Source organism: Micromonospora sp. NPDC048905, assembly GCF_040649655.1.
Taxonomy (GTDB): Bacteria; Actinomycetota; Actinomycetes; order Mycobacteriales; family Micromonosporaceae; genus Micromonospora.
Map to the genome: position 1 here is coordinate 1 of NZ_JBEZFV010000026.1, position 24,333 is coordinate 24,333.

At 70.7% G+C, this 24,333-nt stretch carries 27 protein-coding genes and 2 tRNA genes; 24 read left to right on the top strand and 5 right to left on the bottom strand.

Annotated features, from left to right (window positions below):
• Nucleotides 1-130 precede the first annotated feature (130 nt).
• From AB0C01_RS33735 to AB0C01_RS33760, 6 genes are all read left to right on the top strand, one after another.
• Nucleotides 131-559, top strand: a complete 429-nt coding sequence (locus tag AB0C01_RS33735; protein WP_357254587.1) for a RidA family protein — start codon at nt 131-133, stop codon at nt 557-559.
• On the top strand, nt 556-1,080 hold the full coding sequence (locus tag AB0C01_RS33740) for a 3-hydroxyanthranilate 3,4-dioxygenase (protein ID WP_357573065.1): 525 nt from the start codon (nt 556-558) through the stop codon (nt 1,078-1,080). Before AB0C01_RS33735 ends, AB0C01_RS33740 begins: the two co-directional genes overlap by 4 nt.
• Nucleotides 1,080-2,081 (top strand): amidohydrolase family protein, encoded by a 1,002-nt coding sequence (locus AB0C01_RS33745; protein ID WP_357254584.1) that lies wholly within the window; start codon nt 1,080-1,082, stop codon nt 2,079-2,081. Before AB0C01_RS33740 ends, AB0C01_RS33745 begins: the two co-directional genes overlap by 1 nt.
• An 88-nt stretch (nt 2,082-2,169) precedes the next feature.
• Nucleotides 2,170-3,633, top strand: a complete 1,464-nt coding sequence (locus AB0C01_RS33750) for an amidase (protein WP_357254582.1) — start codon at nt 2,170-2,172, stop codon at nt 3,631-3,633.
• 75 nt (nt 3,634-3,708) lie between these two features.
• Nucleotides 3,709-4,005 carry a hypothetical protein gene (locus AB0C01_RS33755; RefSeq protein WP_355032334.1) on the top strand — a complete coding sequence of 99 codons (297 nt, stop codon included), beginning with the start codon at nt 3,709-3,711 and terminating at the stop codon, nt 4,003-4,005.
• Complete coding sequence (locus AB0C01_RS33760; protein ID WP_357573066.1) at nt 3,992-4,399, top strand: DUF5130 family protein; 408 nt, start codon at nt 3,992-3,994, stop codon at nt 4,397-4,399. The genes AB0C01_RS33755 and AB0C01_RS33760 overlap by 14 nt, the downstream gene beginning before the upstream one ends.
• Nucleotides 4,400-4,579: 180 nt before the next feature.
• Here the strand turns inward: AB0C01_RS33760 and pepN are convergent, their stop codons facing one another.
• Complete coding sequence (gene pepN / locus AB0C01_RS33765; RefSeq protein WP_357254579.1) at nt 4,580-7,129, bottom strand: aminopeptidase N; 2,550 nt, start codon at nt 7,127-7,129, stop codon at nt 4,580-4,582.
• A 221-nt stretch (nt 7,130-7,350) separates the two neighbouring features.
• Here pepN and AB0C01_RS33770 point away from each other — a divergent pair, with 221 nt between their 5' ends.
• From AB0C01_RS33770 to AB0C01_RS33785, 4 genes are all read left to right on the top strand, one after another.
• Nucleotides 7,351-7,977 (top strand): disulfide bond formation protein DsbA, encoded by a 627-nt coding sequence (locus AB0C01_RS33770; RefSeq protein WP_357254578.1) that lies wholly within the window; start codon nt 7,351-7,353, stop codon nt 7,975-7,977.
• A 198-nt stretch (nt 7,978-8,175) separates the two neighbouring features.
• Nucleotides 8,176-8,751, top strand: coding sequence for a hypothetical protein (locus AB0C01_RS33775; RefSeq protein WP_357254576.1), 576 nt, complete (start codon nt 8,176-8,178; stop codon nt 8,749-8,751).
• Nucleotides 8,752-8,831: 80 nt separating this feature from the next.
• Complete coding sequence (locus AB0C01_RS33780; RefSeq protein ID WP_357254574.1) at nt 8,832-10,031, top strand: DUF1015 family protein; 1,200 nt, start codon at nt 8,832-8,834, stop codon at nt 10,029-10,031.
• 88 nt (nt 10,032-10,119) lie between these two features.
• Nucleotides 10,120-10,587, top strand: coding sequence for a ribose-5-phosphate isomerase (locus AB0C01_RS33785; RefSeq protein WP_357254572.1), 468 nt, complete (start codon nt 10,120-10,122; stop codon nt 10,585-10,587).
• A gap of 56 nt (nt 10,588-10,643) precedes the next feature.
• On the opposite strand, the gene AB0C01_RS33790 is transcribed toward AB0C01_RS33785, so the two are convergent.
• On the bottom strand, nt 10,644-10,985 hold the full coding sequence (locus AB0C01_RS33790; protein ID WP_357573067.1) for a hypothetical protein: 342 nt from the start codon (nt 10,983-10,985) through the stop codon (nt 10,644-10,646).
• A gap of 140 nt (nt 10,986-11,125) precedes the next feature.
• Between AB0C01_RS33790 and AB0C01_RS33795 the strand changes: the two genes are divergently transcribed.
• From AB0C01_RS33795 to AB0C01_RS33825, 7 genes are all read left to right on the top strand, one after another.
• A complete protein-coding gene (locus AB0C01_RS33795) occupies nt 11,126-11,671 on the top strand; it encodes a hypothetical protein (RefSeq protein ID WP_357254568.1) in 546 nt (181 codons plus the stop codon).
• Between the two features lie 209 nt (nt 11,672-11,880).
• Nucleotides 11,881-12,426 carry a hypothetical protein gene (locus AB0C01_RS33800; RefSeq protein WP_357254566.1) on the top strand — a complete coding sequence of 182 codons (546 nt, stop codon included), beginning with the start codon at nt 11,881-11,883 and terminating at the stop codon, nt 12,424-12,426.
• 171 nt (nt 12,427-12,597) lie between these two features.
• Nucleotides 12,598-13,107 (top strand): SigE family RNA polymerase sigma factor, encoded by a 510-nt coding sequence (locus AB0C01_RS33805; RefSeq protein WP_357254564.1) that lies wholly within the window; start codon nt 12,598-12,600, stop codon nt 13,105-13,107.
• On the top strand, nt 13,104-13,946 hold the full coding sequence (locus tag AB0C01_RS33810) for a hypothetical protein (protein WP_357254561.1): 843 nt from the start codon (nt 13,104-13,106) through the stop codon (nt 13,944-13,946). Before AB0C01_RS33805 ends, AB0C01_RS33810 begins: the two co-directional genes overlap by 4 nt.
• A 117-nt stretch (nt 13,947-14,063) precedes the next feature.
• Nucleotides 14,064-14,660: a hypothetical protein gene (locus AB0C01_RS33815; RefSeq protein ID WP_357573068.1), complete on the top strand. Its 597-nt coding sequence runs from the start codon at nt 14,064-14,066 to the stop codon at nt 14,658-14,660.
• A 100-nt stretch (nt 14,661-14,760) separates the two neighbouring features.
• The gene (locus tag AB0C01_RS33820; protein ID WP_357573069.1) at nt 14,761-15,390 is read left to right on the top strand and encodes a hypothetical protein; all 630 of its coding nucleotides are present in this window, start codon (nt 14,761-14,763) and stop codon (nt 15,388-15,390) included.
• Nucleotides 15,391-15,458: 68 nt separating this feature from the next.
• Entirely contained in the window at nt 15,459-15,956 is a 498-nt protein-coding gene (locus AB0C01_RS33825; RefSeq protein WP_357573070.1) for a GNAT family N-acetyltransferase, read from the top strand.
• Nucleotides 15,957-16,157: 201 nt separating this feature from the next.
• On the opposite strand, the gene AB0C01_RS33830 is transcribed toward AB0C01_RS33825, so the two are convergent.
• Nucleotides 16,158-16,228: transfer RNA gene (locus AB0C01_RS33830), tRNA-Gly, on the bottom strand.
• A 338-nt stretch (nt 16,229-16,566) separates the two neighbouring features.
• Here AB0C01_RS33830 and AB0C01_RS33835 point away from each other — a divergent pair.
• The 5 genes from AB0C01_RS33835 to clpX all read left to right on the top strand — a co-directional run bounded on the left by AB0C01_RS33835 (nt 16,567) and on the right by clpX (nt 21,192).
• A tRNA-Pro gene (locus AB0C01_RS33835) sits at nt 16,567-16,640 on the top strand.
• Between the two features lie 137 nt (nt 16,641-16,777).
• Nucleotides 16,778-18,124 (top strand): trigger factor, encoded by a 1,347-nt coding sequence (gene tig, locus AB0C01_RS33840; RefSeq protein ID WP_357254549.1) that lies wholly within the window; start codon nt 16,778-16,780, stop codon nt 18,122-18,124.
• Between the two features lie 246 nt (nt 18,125-18,370).
• Nucleotides 18,371-19,012 carry an ATP-dependent Clp protease proteolytic subunit gene (locus tag AB0C01_RS33845; protein WP_007464111.1) on the top strand — a complete coding sequence of 214 codons (642 nt, stop codon included), beginning with the start codon at nt 18,371-18,373 and terminating at the stop codon, nt 19,010-19,012.
• 10 nt (nt 19,013-19,022) lie between these two features.
• Nucleotides 19,023-19,685 carry an ATP-dependent Clp protease proteolytic subunit gene (locus AB0C01_RS33850; RefSeq protein WP_007464109.1) on the top strand — a complete coding sequence of 221 codons (663 nt, stop codon included), beginning with the start codon at nt 19,023-19,025 and terminating at the stop codon, nt 19,683-19,685.
• 211 nt (nt 19,686-19,896) lie between these two features.
• Nucleotides 19,897-21,192 (top strand): ATP-dependent Clp protease ATP-binding subunit ClpX, encoded by a 1,296-nt coding sequence (gene clpX, locus AB0C01_RS33855; RefSeq protein WP_145779357.1) that lies wholly within the window; start codon nt 19,897-19,899, stop codon nt 21,190-21,192.
• Nucleotides 21,193-21,218: 26 nt separating this feature from the next.
• Here the strand turns inward: clpX and AB0C01_RS33860 are convergent, their stop codons facing one another.
• Nucleotides 21,219-21,845, bottom strand: a complete 627-nt coding sequence (locus AB0C01_RS33860; RefSeq protein ID WP_357573071.1) for an XRE family transcriptional regulator — start codon at nt 21,843-21,845, stop codon at nt 21,219-21,221.
• Between the two features lie 41 nt (nt 21,846-21,886).
• On the opposite strand from AB0C01_RS33860, the gene AB0C01_RS33865 reads away from it, so the two are divergent.
• Both AB0C01_RS33865 and AB0C01_RS33870 read left to right on the top strand, forming a co-directional pair.
• Nucleotides 21,887-22,720, top strand: coding sequence for an EamA family transporter (locus AB0C01_RS33865; protein WP_357573072.1), 834 nt, complete (start codon nt 21,887-21,889; stop codon nt 22,718-22,720).
• A gap of 38 nt (nt 22,721-22,758) precedes the next feature.
• Nucleotides 22,759-23,556: a carbon-nitrogen hydrolase family protein gene (locus tag AB0C01_RS33870; RefSeq protein ID WP_357573073.1), complete on the top strand. Its 798-nt coding sequence runs from the start codon at nt 22,759-22,761 to the stop codon at nt 23,554-23,556.
• A 3-nt stretch (nt 23,557-23,559) separates the two neighbouring features.
• Here AB0C01_RS33870 and AB0C01_RS33875 read toward each other — a convergent pair whose 3' ends face one another.
• Nucleotides 23,560-23,784 carry a hypothetical protein gene (locus AB0C01_RS33875; protein WP_357254541.1) on the bottom strand — a complete coding sequence of 75 codons (225 nt, stop codon included), beginning with the start codon at nt 23,782-23,784 and terminating at the stop codon, nt 23,560-23,562.
• Between the last annotated feature and the right edge of the window lie 549 nt (nt 23,785-24,333).

The following is a 24,333-nucleotide window of genomic DNA, read 5'->3' on the forward strand; positions in this document are numbered from 1 at the left end:
GGGCGGCGGGGGGGGGCCGGGTCCCCCCGCCCGGCTCCGGGCGGTCAGGCTTGATCCCTGCGCCGGTCGGGCTGCCCGGAACCCCTGACCTGGTTGGGGTCCGCGCGGCGGTGCCTGGGGGTGGGTGGTCATGAGCGGCGTCGCGCGGGTGGTGGCCGGAAAGGCTGTGCCGCGGGGGGCTTTTCCGCACGTCAAGGTGGCGGGTGGGTTCGTCTTCGTCTCCGGTACGTCGTCGCGACGGCCGGACAACAGCTTCGCCGGTGTGTCGGTGGACGAGTTCGGCACGACCAACCTCGACATCCGGGTGCAGACCCGGGCCGTCATCGAGAACGTGCGGGACCTGCTGCGCTCGGTCGGCGCGGACCTCACCGACCTCGTCCAGGTGACGTCGTACCTGGTCAACATGAACGACTTCGGTGGCTACAACGAGGTGTGGGCGGAGTTCTTCGACGCGTCCGGGCCGACCCGCACCACGGTGGCCGTGCACCAGTTGCCCCACCCGCACCTGCTCATCGAGATCCAGGCCGTGGCCCTTCTTCCCTCGGGAGGTCAGTCGTGAGTGAGATCGCCGAACCGTTCAGCTTTCCCGGGTGGATCGCTGACAACCAGCACCTGCTGAAGCCGCCGGTGGGCAACAAGGAGATGTTCCCCGGCGGGGACGACTTCATCGTGATGGTGGTGGGCGGGCCCAACCAGCGCACCGACTTCCACGTGGACCCGTACGAGGAGTTCTTCTACCAGGTCAAGGGCAACATGCACATCAACCTGATGACCCCGCAGGGGCCGCGTACGGTGCACGTGCGCGAGGGGCAGATGTGGATGTTGCCGCGCAACACCCCGCACTCGCCGCAGCGGCCGGAGGCCGGCTCGATCGGCATGGTCGTGGAACGGGTCCGCGAGGAGGGCACCCTGGAGACCTTCCAGTGGTACTGCCCGGAGTGCGGCAACAAGGTGCACGAGGTGGAGTTGCAGGTCCGCGACATCGCCGCCGACCTGCCGCCGGTGTTCCAGGCGTTCTACGCCGACGAGCGGGCCCGCACCTGCGCCGACTGCGGCACCCTGCACCCGGGCAAGGGCTGATGCCCGCAGGCGTCGTCGACGTGCACACGCACGTCGTACCGAAGGGTTGGCCGGACCTCGGCGCGGCGTGCGGCGGGTCCGATTGGCCCTGGTTGCGGGTCGACTCCGAACGCGCCGCCATGGTCATGGTGGGCGAGACGGAGTTTCGCCCGGTCGGCGCCGAGTGCTGGGACGCGGCACGCCGACTGGCCGACATGGACGCCGACGGCGTGGCCGTGCAGGTGGTCTCGCCGACGCCGGTCTTCTTCAGCTACGACCGTCCGGCCGACCAGGCGGTGAAGGTCGCCCGGATCTTCAACGACCTGACCCTGGAGGTCACCGCGGCCGGAGGCGACCGACTGGTGCCATTCTGCCAGGTGCCGCTCCAGGACCCGGACGCCGCCTGCGCCGAGTTGGACCGCAGCCTCGCCGCCGGGCACGTGGGCGTGGAGATCGGCAACCACGTCGGAGACCGGGACCTGGACGACGCGGGGGTGGTCACCTTCCTGCAACACTGCGCCGAGGTGGGCGCGCCCGTCTTCGTCCACCCGTGGGACATGCCGGGCGGTCCCCGCCTGGACCGCTGGATGGCCCGCTGGCTCACCGGGATGCCCGCCGAGACGCACCTGTCCGTGCTGGCGATGATCCTGGGCGGTGTCTTCGACCGGGTACCGGAGACGTTGCGGATCTGCTTCGCGCACGGTGGTGGCAGCTTCCCGTTCTGGCTCGGCCGCGCCGACAACGCCTGGCACCGCCGGGGCGACCTCGTCCGTGGCGCGTCCGCCGCGCCGCCCAGCAGCTACGTCGACCGGTTCAGCGTCGACTCGGTGGTCTTCGCGCCGCCCGCCCTGCGGCTGCTTGTCGACACGATGGGGGAGGACCGGGTGCTGGTCGGCAGCGACTACCCGTACCCGTTGGGCGAACGCCCGGCCGGCGCGGTGGTCCACGCGGCCGACTTCCTCACCGACGACCAACGCGACAAACTCCTCGGCGGCAACGCGCTGCGCTTCCTGCACGGCTGAACGTCTCTGGCACCGACGGCCCGAGCGGGAGGGACGCCGACGCCGTGTCGGAGCGTCATCGCTGGTCCGAGCAGGGCAGGATGACGGGATGGCCGAGCCGCACGACCTGACCGCGCTGGAGCAGGCCGCCGCGATCACCCGCGGCGAGCTGTCCAGCGTCGACCTGGTCGAGCATGCCCTGAGCCGGGTGGCGGCGCTCGGCGACACCGTGGGCGCGTTCGTCACCGTCACACCGGAGCTCGCCCGGCAGGCCGCACGCGCCGCCGACGCCGTGCCGACCGAGGCGCGTGGCCCGCTGCACGGTGTGCCGACCGCGATCAAGGACCTGACCCTCACCGCCGGGATCCGTACCACCTTCGGTTCGGCCGCGTTCGTCGACTTCGTGCCGCCGGTCGACGCCGACGTGGTCCGGTTCATCAAGGCCGCCGGCCTGGTCAGCCTCGGCAAGACCACCACCTCCGAGTTGGGCTGCTCGCTCTACTCGGAGGGCCGGGTCGCGCCACCGGCCCGCAATCCGTGGCAACTGGCGTACACCGCCGGTGGGTCCAGCGGTGGCGCGGCGGCGGCGGTCGCGGCCGGGCTGGTCCCGGTCGCCCAGGGGTCCGACGGCGGCGGCTCGCTGCGCATCCCGGCCGCGCTCTGCGGCCTCGTCGGCTACAAGCCGAGCCGTGGCCTCGTCTCCGGCGGGCCAATCGGCTCCGGCGCGTTCGGCCTGCCCACCAGCGGCCCGCTCGGGCGGACCGTCACCGACGTCGCCGCGCTGCTCGACGTCATGGCGGTGCCGGTCCCCGGCGAGCCCTACCTGCCGCCAACCGCGCCGCCGGGCGGCTACCTGGCCGCCGCGCGCCGTGCCGATCCCGGTCCGCTGCGAATCGGCCGGTTCACCACGCCGATGCTCGCCGACGAGCCGGTGCACCCCGACTGCGTGGCCGCCGTGGACCAGGCCACCGCGCTGCTCACCGCGGCCGGCCACGAGGTGGTCGAGGTGGCACCGCCGCTCGGGCCGGCGGCGTGGCCGCTGTTCGAGATCCTCTGGTACGTGCTGGCGCTCACTCCGGTGCCGCCCCAGCGGGAGGCGGAGCTGCTGCCGCTGACCCGGTTGCTGCGGGCCCGTGGCGCCGAGATCTCCGCCGGCACCCTGGCCGCAACCCTCGGGGAGTTGCAGGCACAGGTCCGGCTGGGTGCCCGTCGCACCGCCGGCTGCGACCTGCTGCTCTGCCCCACCCTCGCGGCCCCGCAGGCACCCGTCGGCTGGTTCACCGCCGACGGTGACCCGGCGGCCGATTTCGACAGGCAACGCCGCTTCTCGCCGTACTGTGCCATCTTCAACGTCACCGGCGATCCCTCCGTGTCCCTGCCGGTGGGCACCACGACCGACGGCCTGCCCGTCGGGGTGCTGTTGACCGGCCGGTACGGCGACGACGCGCGGCTCATCGCGACGGCTGCGCAACTGGAGAACTCCAGTGACGGATGGGATCGGCACCCCGCAATCTGGCGGGCCGTCGACTCCGCTAACGTGAATGGTGACGGAGTCGGGTGGTCGGCATCATGATCGTCCATCCGACCCGGTTGTTCGAGGTCGTCCTTCTTCCGCCTGGGGGCGTTGGGATTGTCTGTTACCGAGACGTTGCTGGTCTTCGTCGGCATCCCGTTGGCCGCGGTCCTGGTCATCGCCGGCCTGTCGTACGCCGGTAGCCGTGGGGGTGCCACCGGCGGTGGCGGTGGCGCGAAGCGCTACCGGCCGGGCCGGCCCTTCGACTTCACTCCGGTCTGGTTCCTGGGCCGTCCGGAGCAGCTGGCCGACTCGGCCGGCACCGCGCTGACGGCGGGGGCGCAGGCGCCCGCGCTGACCAGCCACAAGCTTGAGCAGGCCAGCGTCGACGCGCCGGCCGGTGGAACCGGAGGCGCAAGTGACCGTTGGTGAGAAGCAGACCGGGACGGAAAATCCGCCCGAGGTGCTGGACGGGCCCTTCTCGACCCGCCAGCTGCTGCGCATCGACGAGGCGCTGCGCTTGGCCGACAGGGGCACCGGCCTGGTCTTCTCGGTCTTCGTCGGCGGTCTCGACGAGCCGATCCGGGAGCACGCCCAGCGGCTGCACCGCCAGCTCGCCGACCCCGACAAGTCGGTGCTGATCGCGGTGTCGCCCAACCAGCGCCAGCTGGAGATCATCACCGGGCGCTACGCGCGCAAGCGCATCCCCGACACGTACGCCAAACTGGCCGCGCTCTCCATGGCGGGTGCGTTCAGCGGCGGCGACCTGGCCGGCGGCATCATCAACGGCCTCGACCAGCTCGCCAGCCACGCCGGCAAGGGCTGAGCCCTCCCACGTAGGTACGACGCGCACGCCCGCTAGCTAGATCGTGCTCGATCCAGGAAACAGGGGCCTCGGCTGCGGCTGAGGCCCCTGTTTCCGTGTTCGAGCACGATCTTCCGAGGTGATGGCCCGGTGCTGGCGAGGACTCGCGTCCACGCCGGCACCGGGCCGCGTACTCCCTGGTCAGCTCTGTGGCGCGTCCTTCGCGCGGGCCTTGAGTGCCCGCACCACGCCGTCGCGGCCCTCGGCGACCAGCCGGCGCAGCGGGCCGGGATGCCCGTCGCCGGCCAGCCACGCGTCGGTGGCCGCCACCGTCTCGTCCTCCACCAGGTAGACCGGGTACGCCAGCTGCACGAACTCCTGCGCCGGCTCGCTGTCCCGGGTGGCCCACACCTGGCCGATCGCCGCGAAGTACTTCTCCCGGTACGGGGTGATCAGCTCCACCTGCGCCGGGTGGGCGAGGCCCTGCAACAGCGCCCGGTGCCGCCAGTTGGGCAGCGCGTCGGGGCCGGTCAGCAGCGCCCACACGGCTGCCTTGTTCTCCTCCGTCGGCACCAGCGCGTGCGCGTACGCCGCCTCCCGTTCGCCACTGGCGGTGCGGTCACCGGCCAGTTCCGCCTCGATCTCGGCGGCGCCGGCGGCGCCGTTGGCCACCAGCGCGGCGAGGACCGACCAGCGCAGCTCGGTGTCCACGGTCAACCCGGCCGGCGCACCCGTGCCGTCCAGCCAGCCGCGCAGCGTGGCCAGGTCCTCGTCGGAGCGGGCCGCCGAGGTGAACGCACGGGCCCAGGCCAGCTGGAACCCGCTGCCGGGTTCGGCGGCGGCGAGCGCGTCCCGGGCGGTACGGGCCAGATCGGCCCAGCCGGTCGGCGCCCAGGCCGGGTCGGCGTAGAGGGTGAGCGCGGTGGTCGCCTGCCGCAGGGTCGCGGTGACCAGGTTGATGTCGGTCTCGGCGGGCAGCCCACTCAGCGCGAGCGCCACGTAGTCGCGGGCGGACAGCTCCGCGTCGCGGATCATGTCCCAGGCCGCGGTCCAGCAGAGCGCCCGCGCCAGCGACGACTCGAAGCCACCGATGTGCTGCACCACGGTCGCCATCGAGCGATCGTCGAGGCGCAGCTTGGTGTAGCTCAGGTCGTCGTCGTTGAGCAGCAGCACGTCGGCGGCCCGGACGCCGCGCAGCTCGGCGAGGTCCGTCCGCTCGCCGGTCACGTCCACCTCGTACCGCTCGCGGCGCACCAGCCGCCCGTCGGCCAGGTCGTACAGGCCCACGCCGATCCGGTGCGTGCGCAGCGTCGGGTACGCGGTCGGTGCCTCCTGCAGGACCGCCACCTGCTCGTAGGTGCCGTCCGCGCCGATGGTCACCTCCGGTCGCAGCGTGTTGACCTGCGCGGTCTCCAACCACTGCGCGGCGAACTTGCGCAGCTCCCGGCCGGACGCGGCCTCCAACTCGGTGAGCAGGTCGTCGAAGGTGGCGTTGCCCCAGGCGTGCTTGCCGAAGTAGGCCCGCAGGCCGGCGACGAACGGCTCCTCACCCACGTACGCGACGAGCTGCTTGAGCACGCTCGCGCCCTTGGCGTAGGTGATGCCGTCGAAGTTGACCTCGACGGCCTCCATGTCCGGCATCTCGGTGTAGACCGGGTGCGTGGAGGAGAGCTGGTCCTGCCGGTAGCCCCAGTTCTTCCGGATGGACAGGAACGTCGTCCACGCCTCGGTGAACCGGGTGGCGTTGGTGTTGCACCAGTGGCTGGCCCACTCGGCGAAGGACTCGTTGAGCCACAGGTCGTTCCACCAGCGCATGGTGACCAGGTCGCCGAACCACATGTGGGCCAGCTCGTGCAGGATCGTGTTGGCCCGCTGCTCGTATTCGAAGTCGGTGACCTGCGAGCGGAACAGGTAGTGCGACTCGGCGTGCGTCACGCAGCCGAAGTTCTCCATCGCGCCGGCGTTGAAGTCGGGCACCCAGAGCTGGTCGTACTTCGGCAGCGGGTAGCGCACGCCGAACTTCTCGTGGAAGAAGTCGAAGCCCTGCTTGGTGATCAGGAACAGGTCGTCGGTGTCCAGGTACTGCGCCATCGACGCCCGGCAGAACGCCCCCAGGTCGATGCCGTCGTGACTGTCGCGCACCTCGTGGTACGGCCCGGCGCACAGGGCCGTGATGTAGGCGCTCATCCGGGGCGACTCGGCGAAGTGCAGCGTCTTGAGCCCTTCACCCGCGGGCTCCTCGCGCTGCACCGGCATGTTGGACACCGCCCGCCAGTGCGCCGGCACGGTGGCGTGCCAGGTGTAGACGCTCTTCAGGTCGGGCTGGTCGAAGCAGGCGAACACCCGCTGCGCGTCGGCCGTCTCGAACTGGCTGTACAGGTACGTCTCGCCGTCCACCGGGTCGACCGTCCGGTGCAGTCCCTGCCCGCTGTTGGAGTAACTGAAGTCGGCCTCGACGACCAGGGTGTTGTCGCTGGCCAGCGCGGACAGGACCAGACCCTTCTCGGCCGACCAGTCGGAGAGGTCGACGGGCGTGCCGTTCAGCGTCGCGGACCGCACCGACTCGGCCGCCAGCTCGATGAACGTGCTCGCGCCGGGCTCGCTGCAACGGAACCGGACCTCGGTCGTCGACCGGAACGTGCGGCCGTCGGCCGCCAGCACGGCGCTCGACAGGTCCAGACTGATGTCGTACCCCGTCACGTTGAGCAGGCGGGCCCGCTCGGTCGCCTCGACCTGCGTCAGGTTGCGCACTCCCGGCACTGTTTCTCTCCATCCCACATCTCGCCGTACGCCCGGCGGCGCCCGTTCGCCTACCGCTCGTGACGGCCGGCTCGATTCGAGTCTTCCATGAAGGCCCCGTCCCGGTGGCCGAGGTCACGCTCTCATTCGAGTGCCGGTCGATGCGCTTCGGGGTGAAGATTCTCCTGAGACGCCGACCGCCGCCGGCGCCCCCGTTGCGAAGGGATCTCACCGTGACCGAACGTGTCACCGCCGACATGTGGTTCGACCCGGCCTGCCCGTGGGCCTGGATCACGTCCCGCTGGCTGCTCGAGGTCGAGCAGATCCGTGCCGTGGACATCCGCTTCCACGTGATGAGCCTGTCCGTGCTCAACGACGGCCGGGACGAGCTGTCCGAGGACTACAAGGAGTTCCTGAAGACCGCCTGGGGGCCGGTGCGGGTCTGCATCGCCGCCGAGCAGCGGTACGGCAACGACGCCCTGCGTCCGCTCTACACCGCGCTCGGCACCCGGATCCACCTCGGCAAGGAGGAGCGGCGCCACGAGCTCTACGTCGCCGCGCTGACCGAGGCCGGCCTGGACCCGGCGCTGGCGGCGGCCGCCGAGAGCACCGACTACGACGAGGCGCTGCGGGCCAGCCACGAGGCCGGCATGCGCCCGGTCGGGCAGGACGTCGGCACTCCGGTCGTCCACGCGCCCGGCCCGGACGGCACGCCGGTCGCGTTCTTCGGCCCGGTGATCACCCCGGCCCCGAAGGGGGAGGCCGCCGGGCGACTCTGGGACGGCGTCCTGCTGGTCGCCGGCACCCCGGGCTTCTACGAGCTCAAGCGCACCCGCGAGCAGAGCCCGATCTTCGACTGAGCTGCGGAGGGCTGCCCTGTCAACGCCCGGCGTTGGCAGGGCGGTCGTCCCGACGGCACGGCGCCACGCACGTTCGCTCGGCGTGTCGTGGGTCGGCGGTGCCCGCCCCGTCACCGGGAGACTGCCCGCGTCGTTGGCCTGCATGTCCGCCGCAGCGACCCGCAGGGCCGCACCCCGCAGTTCGTGGAGGCATTCCCGATGGCCAAGCACCGTGCGTCCGGTGACGATCAACTGACCCGACCGGGGGTGATCGAGACTCCCGGCGCGGCCTACTGGTCGGTCGACGACTCCCGCTGGCCGGCGGTCCGCCCCGACCTTCCCGCCCACATGGTGGATCTGCTCGCGCCGCCCATCGTGGTCGGCGTGGCCCGGGTTCCGGTGACCTCACGGCTGACCCCGGTCGAGCCCGCGGCACCGCTTGCCGGTTCCGCGCCACCGGTGGCACCGGCGCTCGAGCCGCTACCGCCGGTTGCGCCGCTACCGCCGGTCGCGGCGGTGGCTGCCGCCGTGGCGTCGGCTCCGGTCCTGCCGTCGGCTGCCGCACCGGCCGAACCCGCGCCGCCCCCGCCGGCACCCACCGCTCCGCGTCCGGTGCCGACGCCGCCGTTGAGCCCGCGTCCCGTGCCGTCCCCGCCTCCCGACCGTCCGGTACCGGGGCCGCCCGCGTCGCCCCGCCGCGCCGTGAACACCGGGCCGGCCGCGATCGGTCGACGGGGCAACGCCGGACCGGCGGCAGGCAGGCACCGCCGGGGCGCCTCCGACCGCGCCAGCTGACCGGCTCGGCGCTTTCATCTGGTGGACCCCCGCGCGGGTCCCCGTCGGTGGCGACACCGCCGCCGGTAGCGTCAGTGGGCATGACCGTCGTGCATCCGATCTCCCGGGCGTGGGTCACCACTGGTGGCACCGGCGCGCAAAACTACGACGAGTTCGCCGACGACGCGGAGATCACCGCGATCATCGAGGCGAACCCGCACAGTGCTCTCGGCATCGAGATGCCGCATCGCGCCCCACAGAGCCTGGGCACGTCGTTCCTCGACGCGCTGCCGGACGCGGTGGCCCGCCTCGCCGAGGCGAAGGCCGACGGCAGCTACACACCCGCCGAGCAGGTGGTCGTGCTCTACCGGATCAGCGCGCCCGGCGAGGAGTCGGCGTACGGGCTGTTCGCGATGGTGGACACCGACCAGATCTCCACCCGGGCCGACGAGCCCGGTCTGGTCATCCGCAACGAGGACGTCTTCATCGCCAAGGTGCGCGAGCGGGTGGCGTTGGCCGAGGCGCTTGGTCACCTGCTCTCACCCGTACTCCTGTTGCAGACCGGGCGCGGCGACGAGCTGCACGCCGCGCTCGCGGCGGCGACCGAGACGGCCGGCGCGCCCGCCGCGACGGACACCGACCAGGCGGGCCGCACCCATGCCATCTGGCTGCTCGGCCCCGGCCCGGAGCAGGCCACGCTCACCGCTCTCGCCGGTGGTGGGGAGCTGGTCGTCGCCGACGGTAACCACCGCAGCCTGGCCGCACAGACCGGCGGGCTGCCGCGCTTCCTGGCCGTGGTCACCACGCCCGCGTCGGTCGCCATCCAGCCCTACAACCGGCTGGTCAGCGAGCTGACCACCACACCGGCCGAGCTGCTCGACCGGCTGCGGGCGGCGGGCGCCGAGGTCGCGCCGATCGACGGCCCGGTCGAGGTCCCGGCGGCCGGCGGCACCGTGCACCTCCGCCTCGGCGACCAGGGGTACGCGGTGCGCCTGCCCGCCACGGCGGCCGGCGACCTGGAGAACCTGGACCACGCCCTGGTCGAGCGGCTGCTGCTGCGCGACGCGCTCGGTCTGGACCCGGGCGACAAGCGGATCACCTACGTCGGCGGCGACTACCCGGCGAGCTGGCTCACCGGTGAGGTCGATGCCGGACGGGCCGAGTTGGCGGTCCTGATCGCGCCGGTGACCGTGGCGGACTTCGTCGCGGTAAACCTCGCCCGGGAGAAGATGCCCCGCAAGAGCACCTGGTTCACCCCGAAGGCGCGCGGCGGTCTGGTCGTCGCCGAGCTGCCGCGCTGAGCGGTCCCGCACCCGACCGTGTGACGAACCCGGCTCTCCGACGCCGCCCGCGCGTCGTCGGAGAGCACGGCCTGAGAGACTGCGCGGTATGCGCGTCTACCTGGGATCCGATCACGCCGGTTTCGAGTTGAAGGTGCACCTGGCCAACCACCTGGCCAAACAGGGGTACGACGTGGTCGACGTCGGCCCGCACAGCTACGACCCGGACGACGACTACCCGACGTTCTGCCTGCACACCGGCGACCAGGTGGTGGCCGACGAGACGGGCCTCGGTGTGGTCATCGGTGGGTCCGGCAACGGTGAGCAGATCGCCGCGAACAAGGTCGCCGGGGTCCGCGCCGCGCTGGCGTGGAGCGTGGAGACCGCCCAACTTGCCCGTCAGCACAACGACGCGAACGTGGTCGCGATCGGCGCCCGCCAGCACACGCTGGACGACGCCACGGGCATCGTCGAGGCGTTCCTCAACACGCCGTTCTCCGGCAACGAGCGGCATGCCCGCCGGATCACCCAGGTGGCCGACTACGAGAAGACCCGGCAGCTGCCCGACCTGCCCTGACCGGCCGGCGCTTCCGGCTCCGGCACCGGCACCGGCGTCCCGGCCCGGGGCGGCAGTCAGCGCGGCGAGCGGGGCAACTCCTCGCGGGGCACCCAGTTGCGTCGGACGACCACCACCCGGGCCTCCGCCTCGGCCAGGTCGTCGTCGCTGGGTCGGGCGGCGTCCCGGGCCCGGAGCGCGGCGCTGAGCCCCACCTGGGACGAACCGGAACCGACCAACCCGCGCAGGCCCCGCTCGCCGTCGCGCTCGTCGCCGCCGTAGTTGCGGCGGCGCGGGGGCGGGTTGTCGCCGTCGTGCACCCCTGCGGTGCTGGCCGTCGGGGTGTCGGTGCTCCGACCGGCCGGCTCCGGGTCGGGGTGGTGGCGTAGCCGTCGCCGTCGTCGGTCGGGGTCACCCATCCGCCGACCGTACCCTGCCCGGCGTGCGATTCGGCACTGTCGTGCCGCTGCGCGTCCCGGGCGGGGTCGGCGACCTGGTTGCCGGCTGGTTACCCTCGGATTCAGGCGGCGGTGATGCCGTCGGTCAGGGGGAGGACGAGATGGCAGACCAGACGCAGCCGTGGGCGGAGCGGACCGTGGAGGTGCCACCGCAGGCCGGCGTCGGGGTGCCGCCGCAGCGTGACGCGTTCCGCCGGGGCGTGGCCCCGGTAGGTCAGGCGCGCACCCCGCGGACCGAGCCGTTCCCGGTGGTCGAGCAGGAGCCGACCGGCACCGGCTGGCCCGGTGAGCCGGCCCCGCGTCGGCCCCTGAGCTGGCGGATGGCGCAACTGCGCCGCGGCGGTGAGTGGAGCGCGGCGGCGGGGTTGTTCGCGTTCGTCTGCTGGGGGATCTGGGCGCTCTCCGGCCAGGGTGACCTGACTGGTCCGGTGTTGGTGCTGGTGCTCAGCCTGCTGGTGGCGGTCGGCCTGTTCGCCCTGTCCCGGCTGGTCGGCCGGGTGGTGTGGGAGCGGCAGCTCGGACGGGTGCGGCGCAGCGCCCGCGGTGCCCACCTGGCGACGGCGGTGTTCCTCGTCGGCCTGGGTGTGGCGTGGCTCCAGCAGACCGAGTGGGTCGTCTCGGCCTGGAACTGGATCTCCTCGAACTGAGGATCGGGGAAACGCCCAGGCGGCCGGCGAGCGCCGCCCGCCCGGGCGTCGGCCTCGCGGCACGCCGCGAGGCCGGTCGTCTCCTCCACCAGACAGGGCCGCCGCATACCCCGCTGGCCACGGTTCATCCGTGCGGGGACCGGTCCGTCTCGCGTCCAGGACCCCAGTTCCCGCGATAAATCGCTTCGGGCCGATGGGACCATGCTCGGGTGAAGAAGATTCCCACCCTCTTTCTCCGCGACCCCGACGACCGCAGGCACGTCCTGCCCGAGGTCAACCCCACCTGCCAGTGGGTCCTCGACGGGGAGGGGACGTCGACGCGAAAGTACGACGGCACCTGCGTGCTGCTCGACGAGGACGGCGTGTGGTGGGCGCGGCGCGAGGTGCGGCCGGGCCGGCCGCAGCCGTCGGGCTACCGCCCGGTGATGACCGACGACGTGACGGGCAAGACCATGGGCTGGGAGCCGGTCGAGCAGTCGCCGTACGCCAGGTACCACGCCGAGGCCCTGGCCGCCGCCGGGCCGGAACGGCGGCCTCCCGGCACCTACGAACTGATCGGCCCGAAGATCAACGGCAACCCCGAGGGGGTACGGGGCCACGAACTCGTGCCCCACGCCGACGCCGAACAGTTCGACGTGCCGCGTGACCTGGACGGTCTGCGTGACTGGCTGCTGGCGCACCCCCGGTACGAGGGGATCGTCTGGCACCACCCGGACGGCCGGCGGGCCAAGTTGAAGCGCCGCGACTTCGCCTGAGCCGACAGCGCCGCCCGCGCGATCGGGTGCTGGTGAGTGACGCCCGTCGTCGGGGTTTGTCGCCTCGGCGGCCCGTTCGGCGTTGATCCCTCCGAGACACGCACGAGTTGCGAGGCAACCCCCCGGGTGAGACCCCGCGTGTCTATCTCGAAACGGGAATCGGAGGCCTGAATGAGCGATCGCGACGAGGCGTTCGCCGAGTACTTCGCGGCACGCTCCGCTGCCATGCGCGCCACGGCGTACCTGCTGTGCGGCGACTGGCACCGGGCGGAAGACCTGGTGCAGACCACGTTCGTCAAGCTCTACCGGGTCTGGCACCGGATCTCGCGGCACGAGGTGCTCGACAGCTACGTCCGGCAGATCCTGGTCCGGACGTTCCTCGACGAGCGGCGTCGCGGCTGGTGGCGGCGCGAACGGGTGGGGGGCGAAGACGCCGAACAGGTGATCGCTCCCGACTCGCCGGAGAGTCGGCTGGTGCTGCTTGAGGCCCTGGCCCGCGTCGCACCGCGCCAACGGGCGGTGCTGGTTCTCCGCTACTGGGAGGACCAGTCGATCGAGGACGTCGCGGGGCTGTTGGACTGCTCTCCAGGGACGGTGAAGAGCCAGGCGGCACGCGGGCTCGACACGCTGCGCGGCCTCCTGGCACCCACTTACAGCGGGATCGAGATGGGGGAGCGATGAACGGACAAGAGTTGCGTGACGCGTTGCGCGGCGAGATGGCGAACACCACCCCGCCACCACCATTGAGTACGGGTGCCGCGCTCGCCGCCGCACGTCGGGCACAGTTCCGCCGCCGCGCGTTGTGGACGTCGCTCGGATCGGCGGCCGTCGTGCTGGCGGTCACCGGTTTCGCGGTCGTCACCACTCCGGACGACCTCGTCTACCAACCGGCGGGCCGGGGGCCACTGGTGTCTCTGGACGCGACGGGGGACACCAAGGAGCCGTGGCCGACCGGACCGGACGGCAAACCGCAGGAGGACCGGACGGCGCGGGCCGGATCCCAGCACGACCGGGGCGTCCACCTGCTCAACGAGGTCGTCGCCGTGGTGCCCACCGGCTACACCGCGCCGGAGGATCCGGCGAGCCAGCCCGCCGACCAGCGGACGTTGCGGACCCACCAGGCGCAGTTCGAGGAGAAGGTGGACGGCGTCGACAGGTGGAGTTACCTGTCCTCGGTCGCCGTGGCCAAGGGCAACCGCACCGGGCGCGTGATCGTCGAGGTGCACGACGCCGGCACCCAGTTGCCGACCGACCCGTGCGCCCTGGCCCGCGACTTCTGGGGCATGCAGGGCGAATGCCAGCTCGAAACGGTCGGGGCGGCGCAGGTCGGCGTGGTGGTCCGACCGGGCAACGACGACCGGCTCGACCAGTGGTCTGCCTACCGGCACCCGGACGGCGTGGTGGTCTACGTGGCGCAGGGCGCGAAGCTCGACGAGAGTCGGCCGGGGTTGACCACCTTGCCGTTCTCCGTGCCGCAACTGGCGGCCCTCGCGGTCGACGAACGATTCCACCTGCGCTGACCCGTGCGGTACCGGCTCGGGGATGCCCGGCCGGCGCCGCGCCCTAGCTCGCGCGGGGGAGGTGACTGGTCCTCACCGGGGATCAGCTGTCGTCGACGCCGGTGAAGGATTTGGCATATGGCGATCACCCTGTTGCACGCGGCCCCGGCCAGCAGCGACACCGAACAGCCCGTGCCACGCTGGGCGCTCCGTGCCGCCTACGCGCTTCCCTGGTTGCTGCTTCCCTCCTGCCTGTGGAGGTTGCCGTTTGCCTTCAACTTCGACATGGGTCAGCTCGACGACGCACCCGTGTCACCGTTGTGGATCGCCATTCCGTACGTCTTCGGACTCAGTGTGCTCACCGAGTTGCTGGCGCTGCTCAGCATCGGTCTGGTGCGCGGCTGGGGCGAGGTGGTCCCGAGCTGGATCCCGGTCATCGGTGGCCGACGTGTGCCGTCCATGGCGACGGTTGTCCCGGCCGTGGTCGGGGGACTGCTTCTGACCACGCTCTCGGGCTGGATGGCGCTCACCTGGGTCGGTGTGTCCGACGGCGTGGCGTACGAGAACGGCTGGTGGCAGGCGCTGGCCATGGTGTGCATCAGCCCGATAGCGCTCTGGGGCCCGATAGTGCTCGCCCTGGCCTGCGCCTACCACGTGCGCCGTCGCCCGGCCCGCGGTTCGGGGATGCCTGGGCTTGACCCGGCCCGATGGACCGGGTCGATGAGTCGTCCGTGATCGTGGTCCGGTCGGGTCGTGGCGACCCCTGATCGCGATGAGAATGGTTCACTTCAACAGCATCGGCGCCGTTTGGGCCGTCGGGACCGGGGAGCGTTTCGTGGACGACGATCGGGAGTCGCTCGCCAAGCAGGTCGAGGCGCAGGTTGGCGTCCGGCCGCCGGAGGCGCTGCTCGACGTGTGGACGGGTGAGCGGCCGGTGGACGCCGCAGCCGACGTGTCCGTCTACGGTCCGGACGAAATCGCCGAACGCAACCGCACGTACGAGATCCCGGACTACGCACCTGACCTGTTGCTGATCGGGGACGACGGCGGCGGCGCCGGCCTCTTCGTCGCGCGGAACGACAGCGATCCCGAGGTCGTCCTCATCGGCCTCGGAGCGGTGGGCACCGTCGACGGCACACCTGCCGGTCAGTTGTCGCTCCTGGCGGCGGACGGCTTCCGGTCGATCGACTCCGCCGAAGATCTCGGGGATACGGCAGCGTCGACCGGGCCGATCGACGTCCTGGTCACCCACCGTCCCGGGGTGAGGGCACTGGTGGAGATCCGCAAACTGTTCCACCTCTCCCTGCCGATCAGCGCACTCACCGCTGCGGACGCCCATTACCCGATGGTGGTCCTGACCGACGTCCACCACGGCAGGTACGCGGAGGCCATCGCCCAGCTCAACCTGCGCCACCGGTGCCTGGCCGTCCGCCCCCACGTCACCAGGATCTCCAGCTCCTGCTGATCTTCTGTGGTCCGCCGCGGCGCGTAAACCCCTGGACCACCCCGCACCCACCGGCGATAGTTCGGCCCATGAGCTGGTTGCCCGATGACTTCGTCCACCCCGTGCACGTGCCCGTGCCCGACAGCTCGCTGCACCTGCGGCCGATCAGGGAGGCGGACACCGCGCTCGACTACCCCGCCGTGATGGGCTCCCGAGAGCGCCTGTGGGAGATCTTCGGCCCGGCCTGGGCCTGGCCCCCGGAGACGATGACCTATGACGAGGACCGCGCCGACCTGCTGCGGCACGAGAAGGAGATCGCCGCGCACCAGTCGTTCAACTACGCGCTGTTCGACGAGGCGGAGACGGCGCTCCTCGGATGTGTCTACATCGACCCGCCTGAGCGCGTCGGCGCCGACGGCGAGATTTCCTGGTGGGTGGTGGACGACCTGGTCGGCAGCGCGGCGGAGCGGGCGCTCGACGCGCTGGTGCCGCAGTGGATCGCCACCGAGTGGCCCTTCCGGCAGCCCCGTTACCTGGGCCGGGACATCAGCTGGCAGGACTGGCTCGCGTTGCCGCGCGTGTCGTGACACGTCCGAGGTGATCCGGGACGGCGTCTCCGCGTCCCGGGTGCCGAGCGCGGCTGTCACCCATCGCCAGCGGGCTGGTCGTGCCGTCGAGGCCGGCTGTCGCGCCGGTCCCGGGACGGATTCGCGAAGCAGGACGGATTCACGATGGGCATGAATGTGGCCCAGGTCGGAAACCGTCCCTGACCTGGGCCACCATTGCCGAGCGGGCGACGAGAATCGAACTCGCGTAGTCAGTTTGGAAGACTGAAGCTCTACCATTGAGCTACGCCCGCGTGCACCCCGCCGAAACGGGGCGCGCAGACAGCTTACCCAATGTCTCTGCCGGCCGCGAAGCCACGTCACCGCCCGGCGGCACCGGGCTGTGCGTGCGCGCCCCGCCGCAGCCCGAAGATCCACTCCGCGGCACGGATGTCGTGGTCTCTCCGGCCTCCGGGTGCCCGCGAGATTCATGACGTCGTGTGGATCTCCACCGCCGAGGCCGCCGAGGCCCCCGAGGCCGCCCCGGCGCCGTGCTACATGGGTGATACGGGCGGTTTGGGAAGATGTGTCCGGGTGGTGGGTGCCCCGGCACCGCCTGAGTCGTGCCGACGGCATAGACTGCACGTCGCCACGGGGTGTGGCGCAGCTTGGTAGCGCACTCGCTTTGGGAGCGAGGGGCCGTGGGTTCAAATCCCGCCACCCCGACTGTCGTCCGCGGCCGGGCCGCCCCGGGTGCCGCCACCGCGGTTCCCGGGCGATGCCGGAGCGTCAGGCCGGCTCGCCTACACTCGATGGGCTGAATCACGCCCAGACTCAACTGAGATCCGTCAAGGAGTACGCCTGTGAAGAGCACCGTCGAGACTCTGAGCCCGACGCGCGTGCGGCTCGCCATCGAGGTGCCGTTCGTCGAGCTCGAGCCGAGCCTCAAGAAGGCGTACCGGGAGATCGGTTCGCAGGTCCAGGTTCCGGGCTTCCGCCGGGGCAAGGTGCCGACCGCGGTGATCGACCAGCGGGTCGGCCGCGGCACCGTCCTCAACGAGGCGGTGCAGGAGGCCATCCCGGAGAACATCCTCGCCGCGGTGCGCGAGCACGACCTCAAGACGCTGGGGCGCCCCGAGGTCGAGATCACCGAGTTCAACGACGGTGACTCGCTCAACTTCACCGCCGAGGTCGACGTCCGTCCGGAGATCACCATCCCGGACGCGTCCTCCATCGAGGTGACCGTCGACGAGCTGCAGATCGACGAGAGCGAGATCGACGAGCAGGTGAAGAACCTGCGGGAGCGTTTCGCGACCCTCAAGACCGTCGAGCGGGCCGCCGCCGAGGGCGACTACGTCCAGATCGACCTGAACGCCACCGTCGACGGCGAGGACGTGCCGGGCGGCCAGGCGAGCAACATCTCCCACGAGGTTGGCAGCAAGCAGCTCCTGCCCGGTCTGGACGAGGCCGTCGTCGGGCTTGCCGCCGGCGACGACACCACCTTCACCACCCAGCTCGTCGGCGGCGACTTCGCCGGCCGGGACGCCGAGGTGGCGGTGACCGTGCGCACGGTCAAGGAGAAGGAGCTGCCCGAGCTGAACGACGAGTTCGCCCAGATGGCGAGCGAGTTCGACACGATCGAGGAACTGCGCGGCGACCTGCGTGCCCGGGTCAACCAGGGCAAGCAGGTCGAGCAGATCTACGCGGCTCGCGACAAGGCGCTCGCGCAGCTGGTCGAGGCCGCCGAGATTCCGGCCCCGGAGGGTGTCGTCCGCGAGGAGGTCGAGAGCCGCAAGCAGGCGATGGTCGACCAGCTGGAGCGGATCGGCGCCTCGATGGAGGAATACCTCGCGGCCGAGGACAAGACCGAGGAGCAGATCGACGCCGAGCTGACCGAGGCGGCGACCGAGGGCGTCAAGGTCCAGCTCCTGCTGGACACGCTTGCCGACGCGGAGGACGTGCAGGTCTCCGACGACGAGTTCGGGCACGAGATCGTGCACCGGGCGCAGCGCGCCGGCATGGCTCCGCAGCAGTACTACGACCAGCTGGTGCGCTCCGGCGCGGCCGCCGCGGTCTTCGGCGACGTGCGGCGGGGCAAGGCGCTCGCCGCCGTCATGGAGCGGATCACGATCAAGGACTCGGCCGGCAACGAGGTCACCCTCGACGCCCTCCGTGCCGCCAACGAGGCGGAGCACAACCACGACCACTGATCGTCGGGTGCGGCCGCCGTCCGCCGCTGTGCGGTGGACGGCGGCCGAATCCATTTCTGGGTACGCCCGGAAGTCAGCGTTGCCGGGTACGCCCGGAAGTCAGCGTTGCCGGGTACGCCCGGAAGCCCGCGCCGCGGGTGCCCTCGACACAGCTGCGCTGAGAGCGAACAGTGCCCCGACCGGGACTCTGCCGCCCCGCACAGCGGTTAGTGTCGGGAAAGACGGTACGGAGAGCGAAGGGCTGCCATGACCGACATGCACATCCCCAAGAAGTCGCTCCGGGCGATTGACGCGCGCGGTGGCGACTCCATTGGCAACCTCGACGACTCGGTCTACAACCGGTTGCTCAAGGAACGCATCATCTTCCTGGGCAGTGAGGTGACCGACCAGGTCGCCAACCGCATCTGCGCGCAGCTGCTGCTGCTCGCCGCGGAGGACCCGGACCGCGACATCAACCTGTGGATCAACTCGCCGGGTGGCTCGGTCTACTCCGGCATGGCGATCTACGACACCATGCAGTTCATCGACAACGATGTGTCGACCGTGGCGATGGGCATGGCGGCCTCGATGGGCCAGCTGCTGCTCTGCGCGGGCACCAAGGGCAAGCGGTACGCCCTGCCCCACGCCCGGATCATGATGCACCAGCCGTCCGGTGGTCTGGGCGGCACGGCGTCCGACATCGCCATCCAGGCGGAGCAGATGCTCTACACGAAGCGGATGTTCCAGGAGCGGGTCGCGCACCACACCGGCCAGAGTCAGTCGCAGATCGAGGCGGACTCGGACCGGGACCGTTGGTTCACCGCCCAGGAGGCCATGGACTACGGCTTCATCGACAAGGTGATCATCGGGGCCGCACAGGTTCCGGATGGCGCCGGGACCCTGAGCTGAGGAGCTGACGATGACCGATCTGAGCTTGCCGCCCCAGTTCGCGGCCGTGCACAACCGCTACGTGTTGCCGTCGTTCGTCGAGCGCACGTCGTACGGGGTCAAGGAGTCGAACCCGTACAACAAGCTCTTCGAGGACCGGATCATCTTCCTCGGCGTCCAGGTGGACGACGCGTCGGCCAACGACGTGATGGCCCAGCTGCTGACGCTCGAGGGCACCGATCCGGACCGCGACATCATCATGTACATCAACTCGCCGGGTGGCTCGTTCACCGCGATGACGGCGATCTACGACACCATGCAGTACGTCCGTCCGGACATCCAGACGGTCTGCCTCGGGCAGGCCGCCAGCGCGGCAGCGGTGCTGCTGTCGGCGGGCACCGCGGGTAAGCGGATGGCTCTTCCGAACTCGCGGATCATCATCCACCAGCCGGCCACCGAGGGCGGCTACGGGCAGGGCTCGGACATCGAGATCCAGGCCCGGGAGATCCTGCGGATGCGGACGCAGTTGGAGGACATGCTGTCCCGCCACTGCAACCGCCCGATCGAGCAGGTTCGCAAGGACATCGACCGTGACAAGATCATGACGGCCGAGGAGTCCAAGGAGTACGGGCTGGTCGACACGATCCTGACCAGCCGCAAGAAGGGTCTGCTGGCGACCCACTCCGCCAGCTGAGCAGTACCGGGTCAGAGGTTGGCCGGGGCGTGCAGTTCCCGGCCGACCTCTGACACACCCTTTTTGGGGGTCGGAGAATGCCCCGCCAGCGGGTAACGTCGGGTCCGTACCGCTTCGCCGGTTGGGCCGGTGGGGTGAACCAAACCGGGCGGCGCGCAGCGTCCGCAGGTCAGGGCCGGGTCTCCGGCCGACGAGTGCAGGGAGAACGTAGGTGGCACGGATCGGTGACGGCGGCGACCTACTGAAATGCTCCTTCTGCGGTAAGTCGCAGAAGCAGGTCAAGAAGCTCATCGCGGGCCCAGGGGTCTACATCTGCGACGAGTGCATCGATCTCTGTAACGAGATCATCGAAGAGGAGTTGGCCGAGTCCGGCGAGGTGAAGTGGGAAGAGCTTCCCAAGCCGATGGAGATCTGCCAGTTCCTCGACAACTACGTCGTGGGGCAGGATCAGGCCAAGAAGGCGCTCGCGGTCGCGGTCTACAACCACTACAAGCGGATCCAGGCTGAGGCGGCCAACGCGCCGGGCTCCGGCAGCGATGCCGTCGAGCTGGCGAAGTCCAACATCCTGCTGCTCGGCCCCACCGGGTGCGGCAAGACCCACCTGGCGCAGACCCTCGCCCGCATGCTGAACGTCCCGTTCGCCATCGCCGACGCCACCGCGCTGACCGAGGCGGGCTACGTCGGCGAGGACGTGGAGAACATCCTCCTCAAGCTGATCCAGGCCGCGGACTACGACATCAAGCGTGCCGAGACCGGCATCATCTACATCGACGAGGTCGACAAGATCGCCCGCAAGTCGGAGAATCCGTCGATCACGCGGGACGTCTCCGGCGAGGGTGTGCAGCAGGCTCTGCTCAAGATGCTCGAGGGCACGGTGGCGAACGTGCCGCCGCAGGGTGGGCGTAAGCACCCGCATCAGGAGTTCATCCAGATCGACACCACGAATGTGCTGTTCATCTGTGGTGGCGCCTTCGCTGGTCTGGATCAGATCATCGAGTCCCGCACCGGGCAGGGCGGCACCGGTTTCGGTGCCCGGCTCCGTTCGGTCTCCGAGCGCTCGACCGACGACATCTTCAGCCAGGTCATGCCGGAAGACATGCTCAAGTTCGGGTTGATCCCCGAGTTCGTGGGCCGGTTGCCGGTGATCACCAACGTGCGCAGCCTGGACCGCAGCGCCCTGGTGCGGATCCTCACCGAGCCGCGTAACGCCCTGGTCCGGCAGTACCAGCGCTTGTTCGAGCTGGACGGTGTCGAGTTGGAGTTCGACGAGCCGGCGCTGGAGGCGATTGCCGACCAGGCGATGCTGCGGGGCACCGGTGCCCGTGGCCTGCGGGCGATCATCGAGGAGGTGCTGCTCTCCGCGATGTACGAGGTGCCGAGCAACCCCGATGCCGCCCGAGTGTTGATCACCCGTGAGGTGGTCCTGGAGAACGTCAACCCGACAATCGTTCCGCGCGAGTTCACCGGGCGTCGGGCCCGGCGGGACCGCGAGGAGAAGTCGGCCTGATCCCACCGGACATCACGCCGGCCGCTCTACTCCTGACGCGGCCGGCGTGATCGCGTCCGGCGGTCCCATTCGCCCGACGGGGTGACGGTCACCATCATCAGCCGGGCCGGGGCATCGCCGTCGTTGCGGTAGCCGTGCTCCCGATCGGCGTGAATCTCGATGGTCTCACCGGCGCGGACGGGATGGTCCTGCCCGTCGACCCGGACGATCACCGTGCCGTCCAGGATGTGCAGCACCTCGCGGGTGCCACGCGGGTGGTCGAGGGAACGGTGGGACTCCCCGGGGAGTAGCCGCCAGTCCCACAGCTCGACGAGATCCGGCTCGCCCAACCCGCTCAGCAGGCGGGCCGTGCCGCCGTGCTCGCCCTGCCAGAGCACGGGCGCCTCCCCGGCTGAACTGATCTTCACGGCCCGTTCCTCGGCTGGTTCGAGTAGTTGGGCGATGTTGACGCCGAACGCGTCGGCGACCCGGCACAGCGTGCCGACGCTCGGGTTGGTACGCGCGCCCTCGATCTGCACGAGCATGCCCTTGCTCACCCCGGACCGACCGGCCAACTCGTCGAAGGACCACCCTCGGGCGGCCCGTAGGTCGCGTACCTGTCGGGCTACCGCAGCGGTAACCGCGCCCACCCGATCCGGACTCGACTCGGTCATTAAACTATCCCTCACGGTCACTATTGTGGTACGACACATGCATGATACCCATTGTCCTGGCCGCGTTGTCCGCCCTCGCGTTCGGCACGGCCGACTTCTCCGGCGGTAAGGCGTCCCGGCACGCCGCACCGATCGCCGTAACCGTGATCTCCCAACTGCTGAGCGTCCCGCTGCTGGTCGTGTTGGCGCTTGCCGTACCCGGAACACCGCACATCGGTGACCTCGGCTGGGGGCTGCTCGCCGGGGTGGCCGGCGGGGGCGGCATCATGCTGCTCTACCGGGCTCTCGCGGGCGGGATGATGGCGGTGGTGGCACCGATCACCGCGATCACCGCGGCAGTGGTGCCGATCGTCGCCGGTCTCTTCACGGCGTCCTTCCCGGGTGCCCTGGCGCTCACCGGCGCCGGCCTCGCGGTGGTGGCCATCGCCCTGGTCAGCCTGGGGGAGAGCGGCGGCAGGCGGGCAATCCCGGCCCGGCTCGTCGGGCTCGCCGCCGCCGCCGGGGCGCTGTTCGGTGTCTTCTTCACCCTCCTGGGCCAGGCCGACGAGAGCGCGGGGATGTGGCCGGTGGCGGCGGTTCGGGCAAGCTCGATCGCGCTTGGCCTCGCGCTGGCCGTCGGCACCCGGACGCCGCTGCGCCTCGGGCGGCGGGAGTGGGGCTGGGCGGCGGTCGCCGGTCTGCTCGACAGTGGTGCCAACGCGCTGTTCCTGGCCGCCGCTGCCCGTGGCCACCTGAGCATCGTCGCGGCGCTCGCCGCGCTCTACCCGGCGAGCACCGTGCTGCTGGCGTTGGCCGTCGACCGGGAACGGTTGCGCGCCGTCCAGATCACCGGGCTCGGCTTCGCGGCCGGTGCGTTGGTGCTGGCCAGCCTGTGACGCTGTCCGCGCCGCCCTCCCCGCCGTACCCTGTGCTCATGCGCGTCGCGGTCTGCCAACTCAACGCCCGGGACGACCGTAAGGCCAACCTGGCCACCGCGGAGGCCCTGCTGAGCCGCGCGGCCGCCGGCGGCGCGGACCTCGCCGTCCTGCCGGAGTACGTCGAGTACATAGGCCCGGCCGCTGGGATGCCCGAGCCGGAGCCGGTGGACGGCGAGGTCGGCAGCTTCTTCGCCGAGGTCGCCCAGCGGCTCGGCATCTGGCTGGTGGCCGGCTCCTTCCACGAGGCCGGCCCGGACCCGGAACACACCTGGAACACGTCTCTGGTCTTCGACCGCTCCGGCAGTCTGGCCGCGAGCTACCGCAAGATCCATCTGTACGACGTGGAGATCCCTGGCCGGGTCTCCTACCGGGAGTCGGCGACTGTCGCACCCGGGGTTCAGCCGGTGGTGGTGGATGTCGAGGGTCTGCGGGTCGGCCTGTCGATCTGCTACGACCTGCGCTTCCCGGAGCTGTACCGGCTGCTCGCCACCGATGGTGGGGCACAGCTGCTGGTGGTCCCGGCGGCATTCATGATGCACACCGGCCGGGACCACTGGGAGGTTCTGTTGCGAGCCCGCGCCATCGAGAACCAGTGCTTCGTGGCGGCGGCCGGCCAGACCGGCGACCACGACCCGGGCCGCACCTGCTTCGGACGCAGCATGGTGGTCGATCCGTGGGGGACGGTCCTCAGCCAGGTGCCGGACGGCCCGGGTGTGTCAGTGGTCGACCTGGACCTCGGCCGGCTCGCCGCGATCCGGGCCGAGCTGCCCAGCCTGGCCAACCGGCGGCTCTGAGCCTCAGCCCTCCAGCAGGACGCCGATGACCGCGAACCCGGCGATGGCCGCGGCGGTTATCAGCAGCGCGGTGGTCATTCGGGACTTGCCCCGTCGGGCCAGTCGTCCCACGGAGAGCACCAGTACGACGAGCACGACCGCACCGATCACCACCTGCCAGAACGGCAGGAGGACGCCGAGCAGCGACTCCTCGGCGAGCACAGTGGTGCCGAGCCCGGACTCATCCATGTCAGACACTCTGGCACGGCGGGACGGCCCGCGTCTCCGCCTGTACCGGGACCGTTGCGAACCAGCCGATCCGAACCAGTGATGAACCCTGATTTGCCTTCTCCGGGCCGTCCGCGTAACTTTCTCTCTGCACGGGGGAGGCCGGACAAACCGGCCGAGAACGGGCGCCAGGCTCGTGGCGGAGACGCCGAGCGAGACTGAGGATCGGGCGGTGCGGAACATCCCGGAAACGGGGTTGCGAACGCGAAGCCGACCGGGTAAGGTTCTGAAGCCGGCAGGAGCCGGGCGGATGGCCGCGAAGCGGCGATCGGCCGGTCTGCGGCTTCCCACGACAGCAACGACCGCCGGGTTCGGCGTGCGTCATCGTGGGTCCGGACGAACCACATTGATCGCCTCGAACATGAGGTTGACAATGAAAGTTCGACCAAGTAGGTTTGAGCGGTTGCCCCGAAACGGGGTTCCACTGAGGTGGGGCTTCTGGTCGGTGTGTGGTTGTTCTTTGAGAACTCAACAGGGTGCTTGTAAAGCCAGTGCCAATTATGATTTATA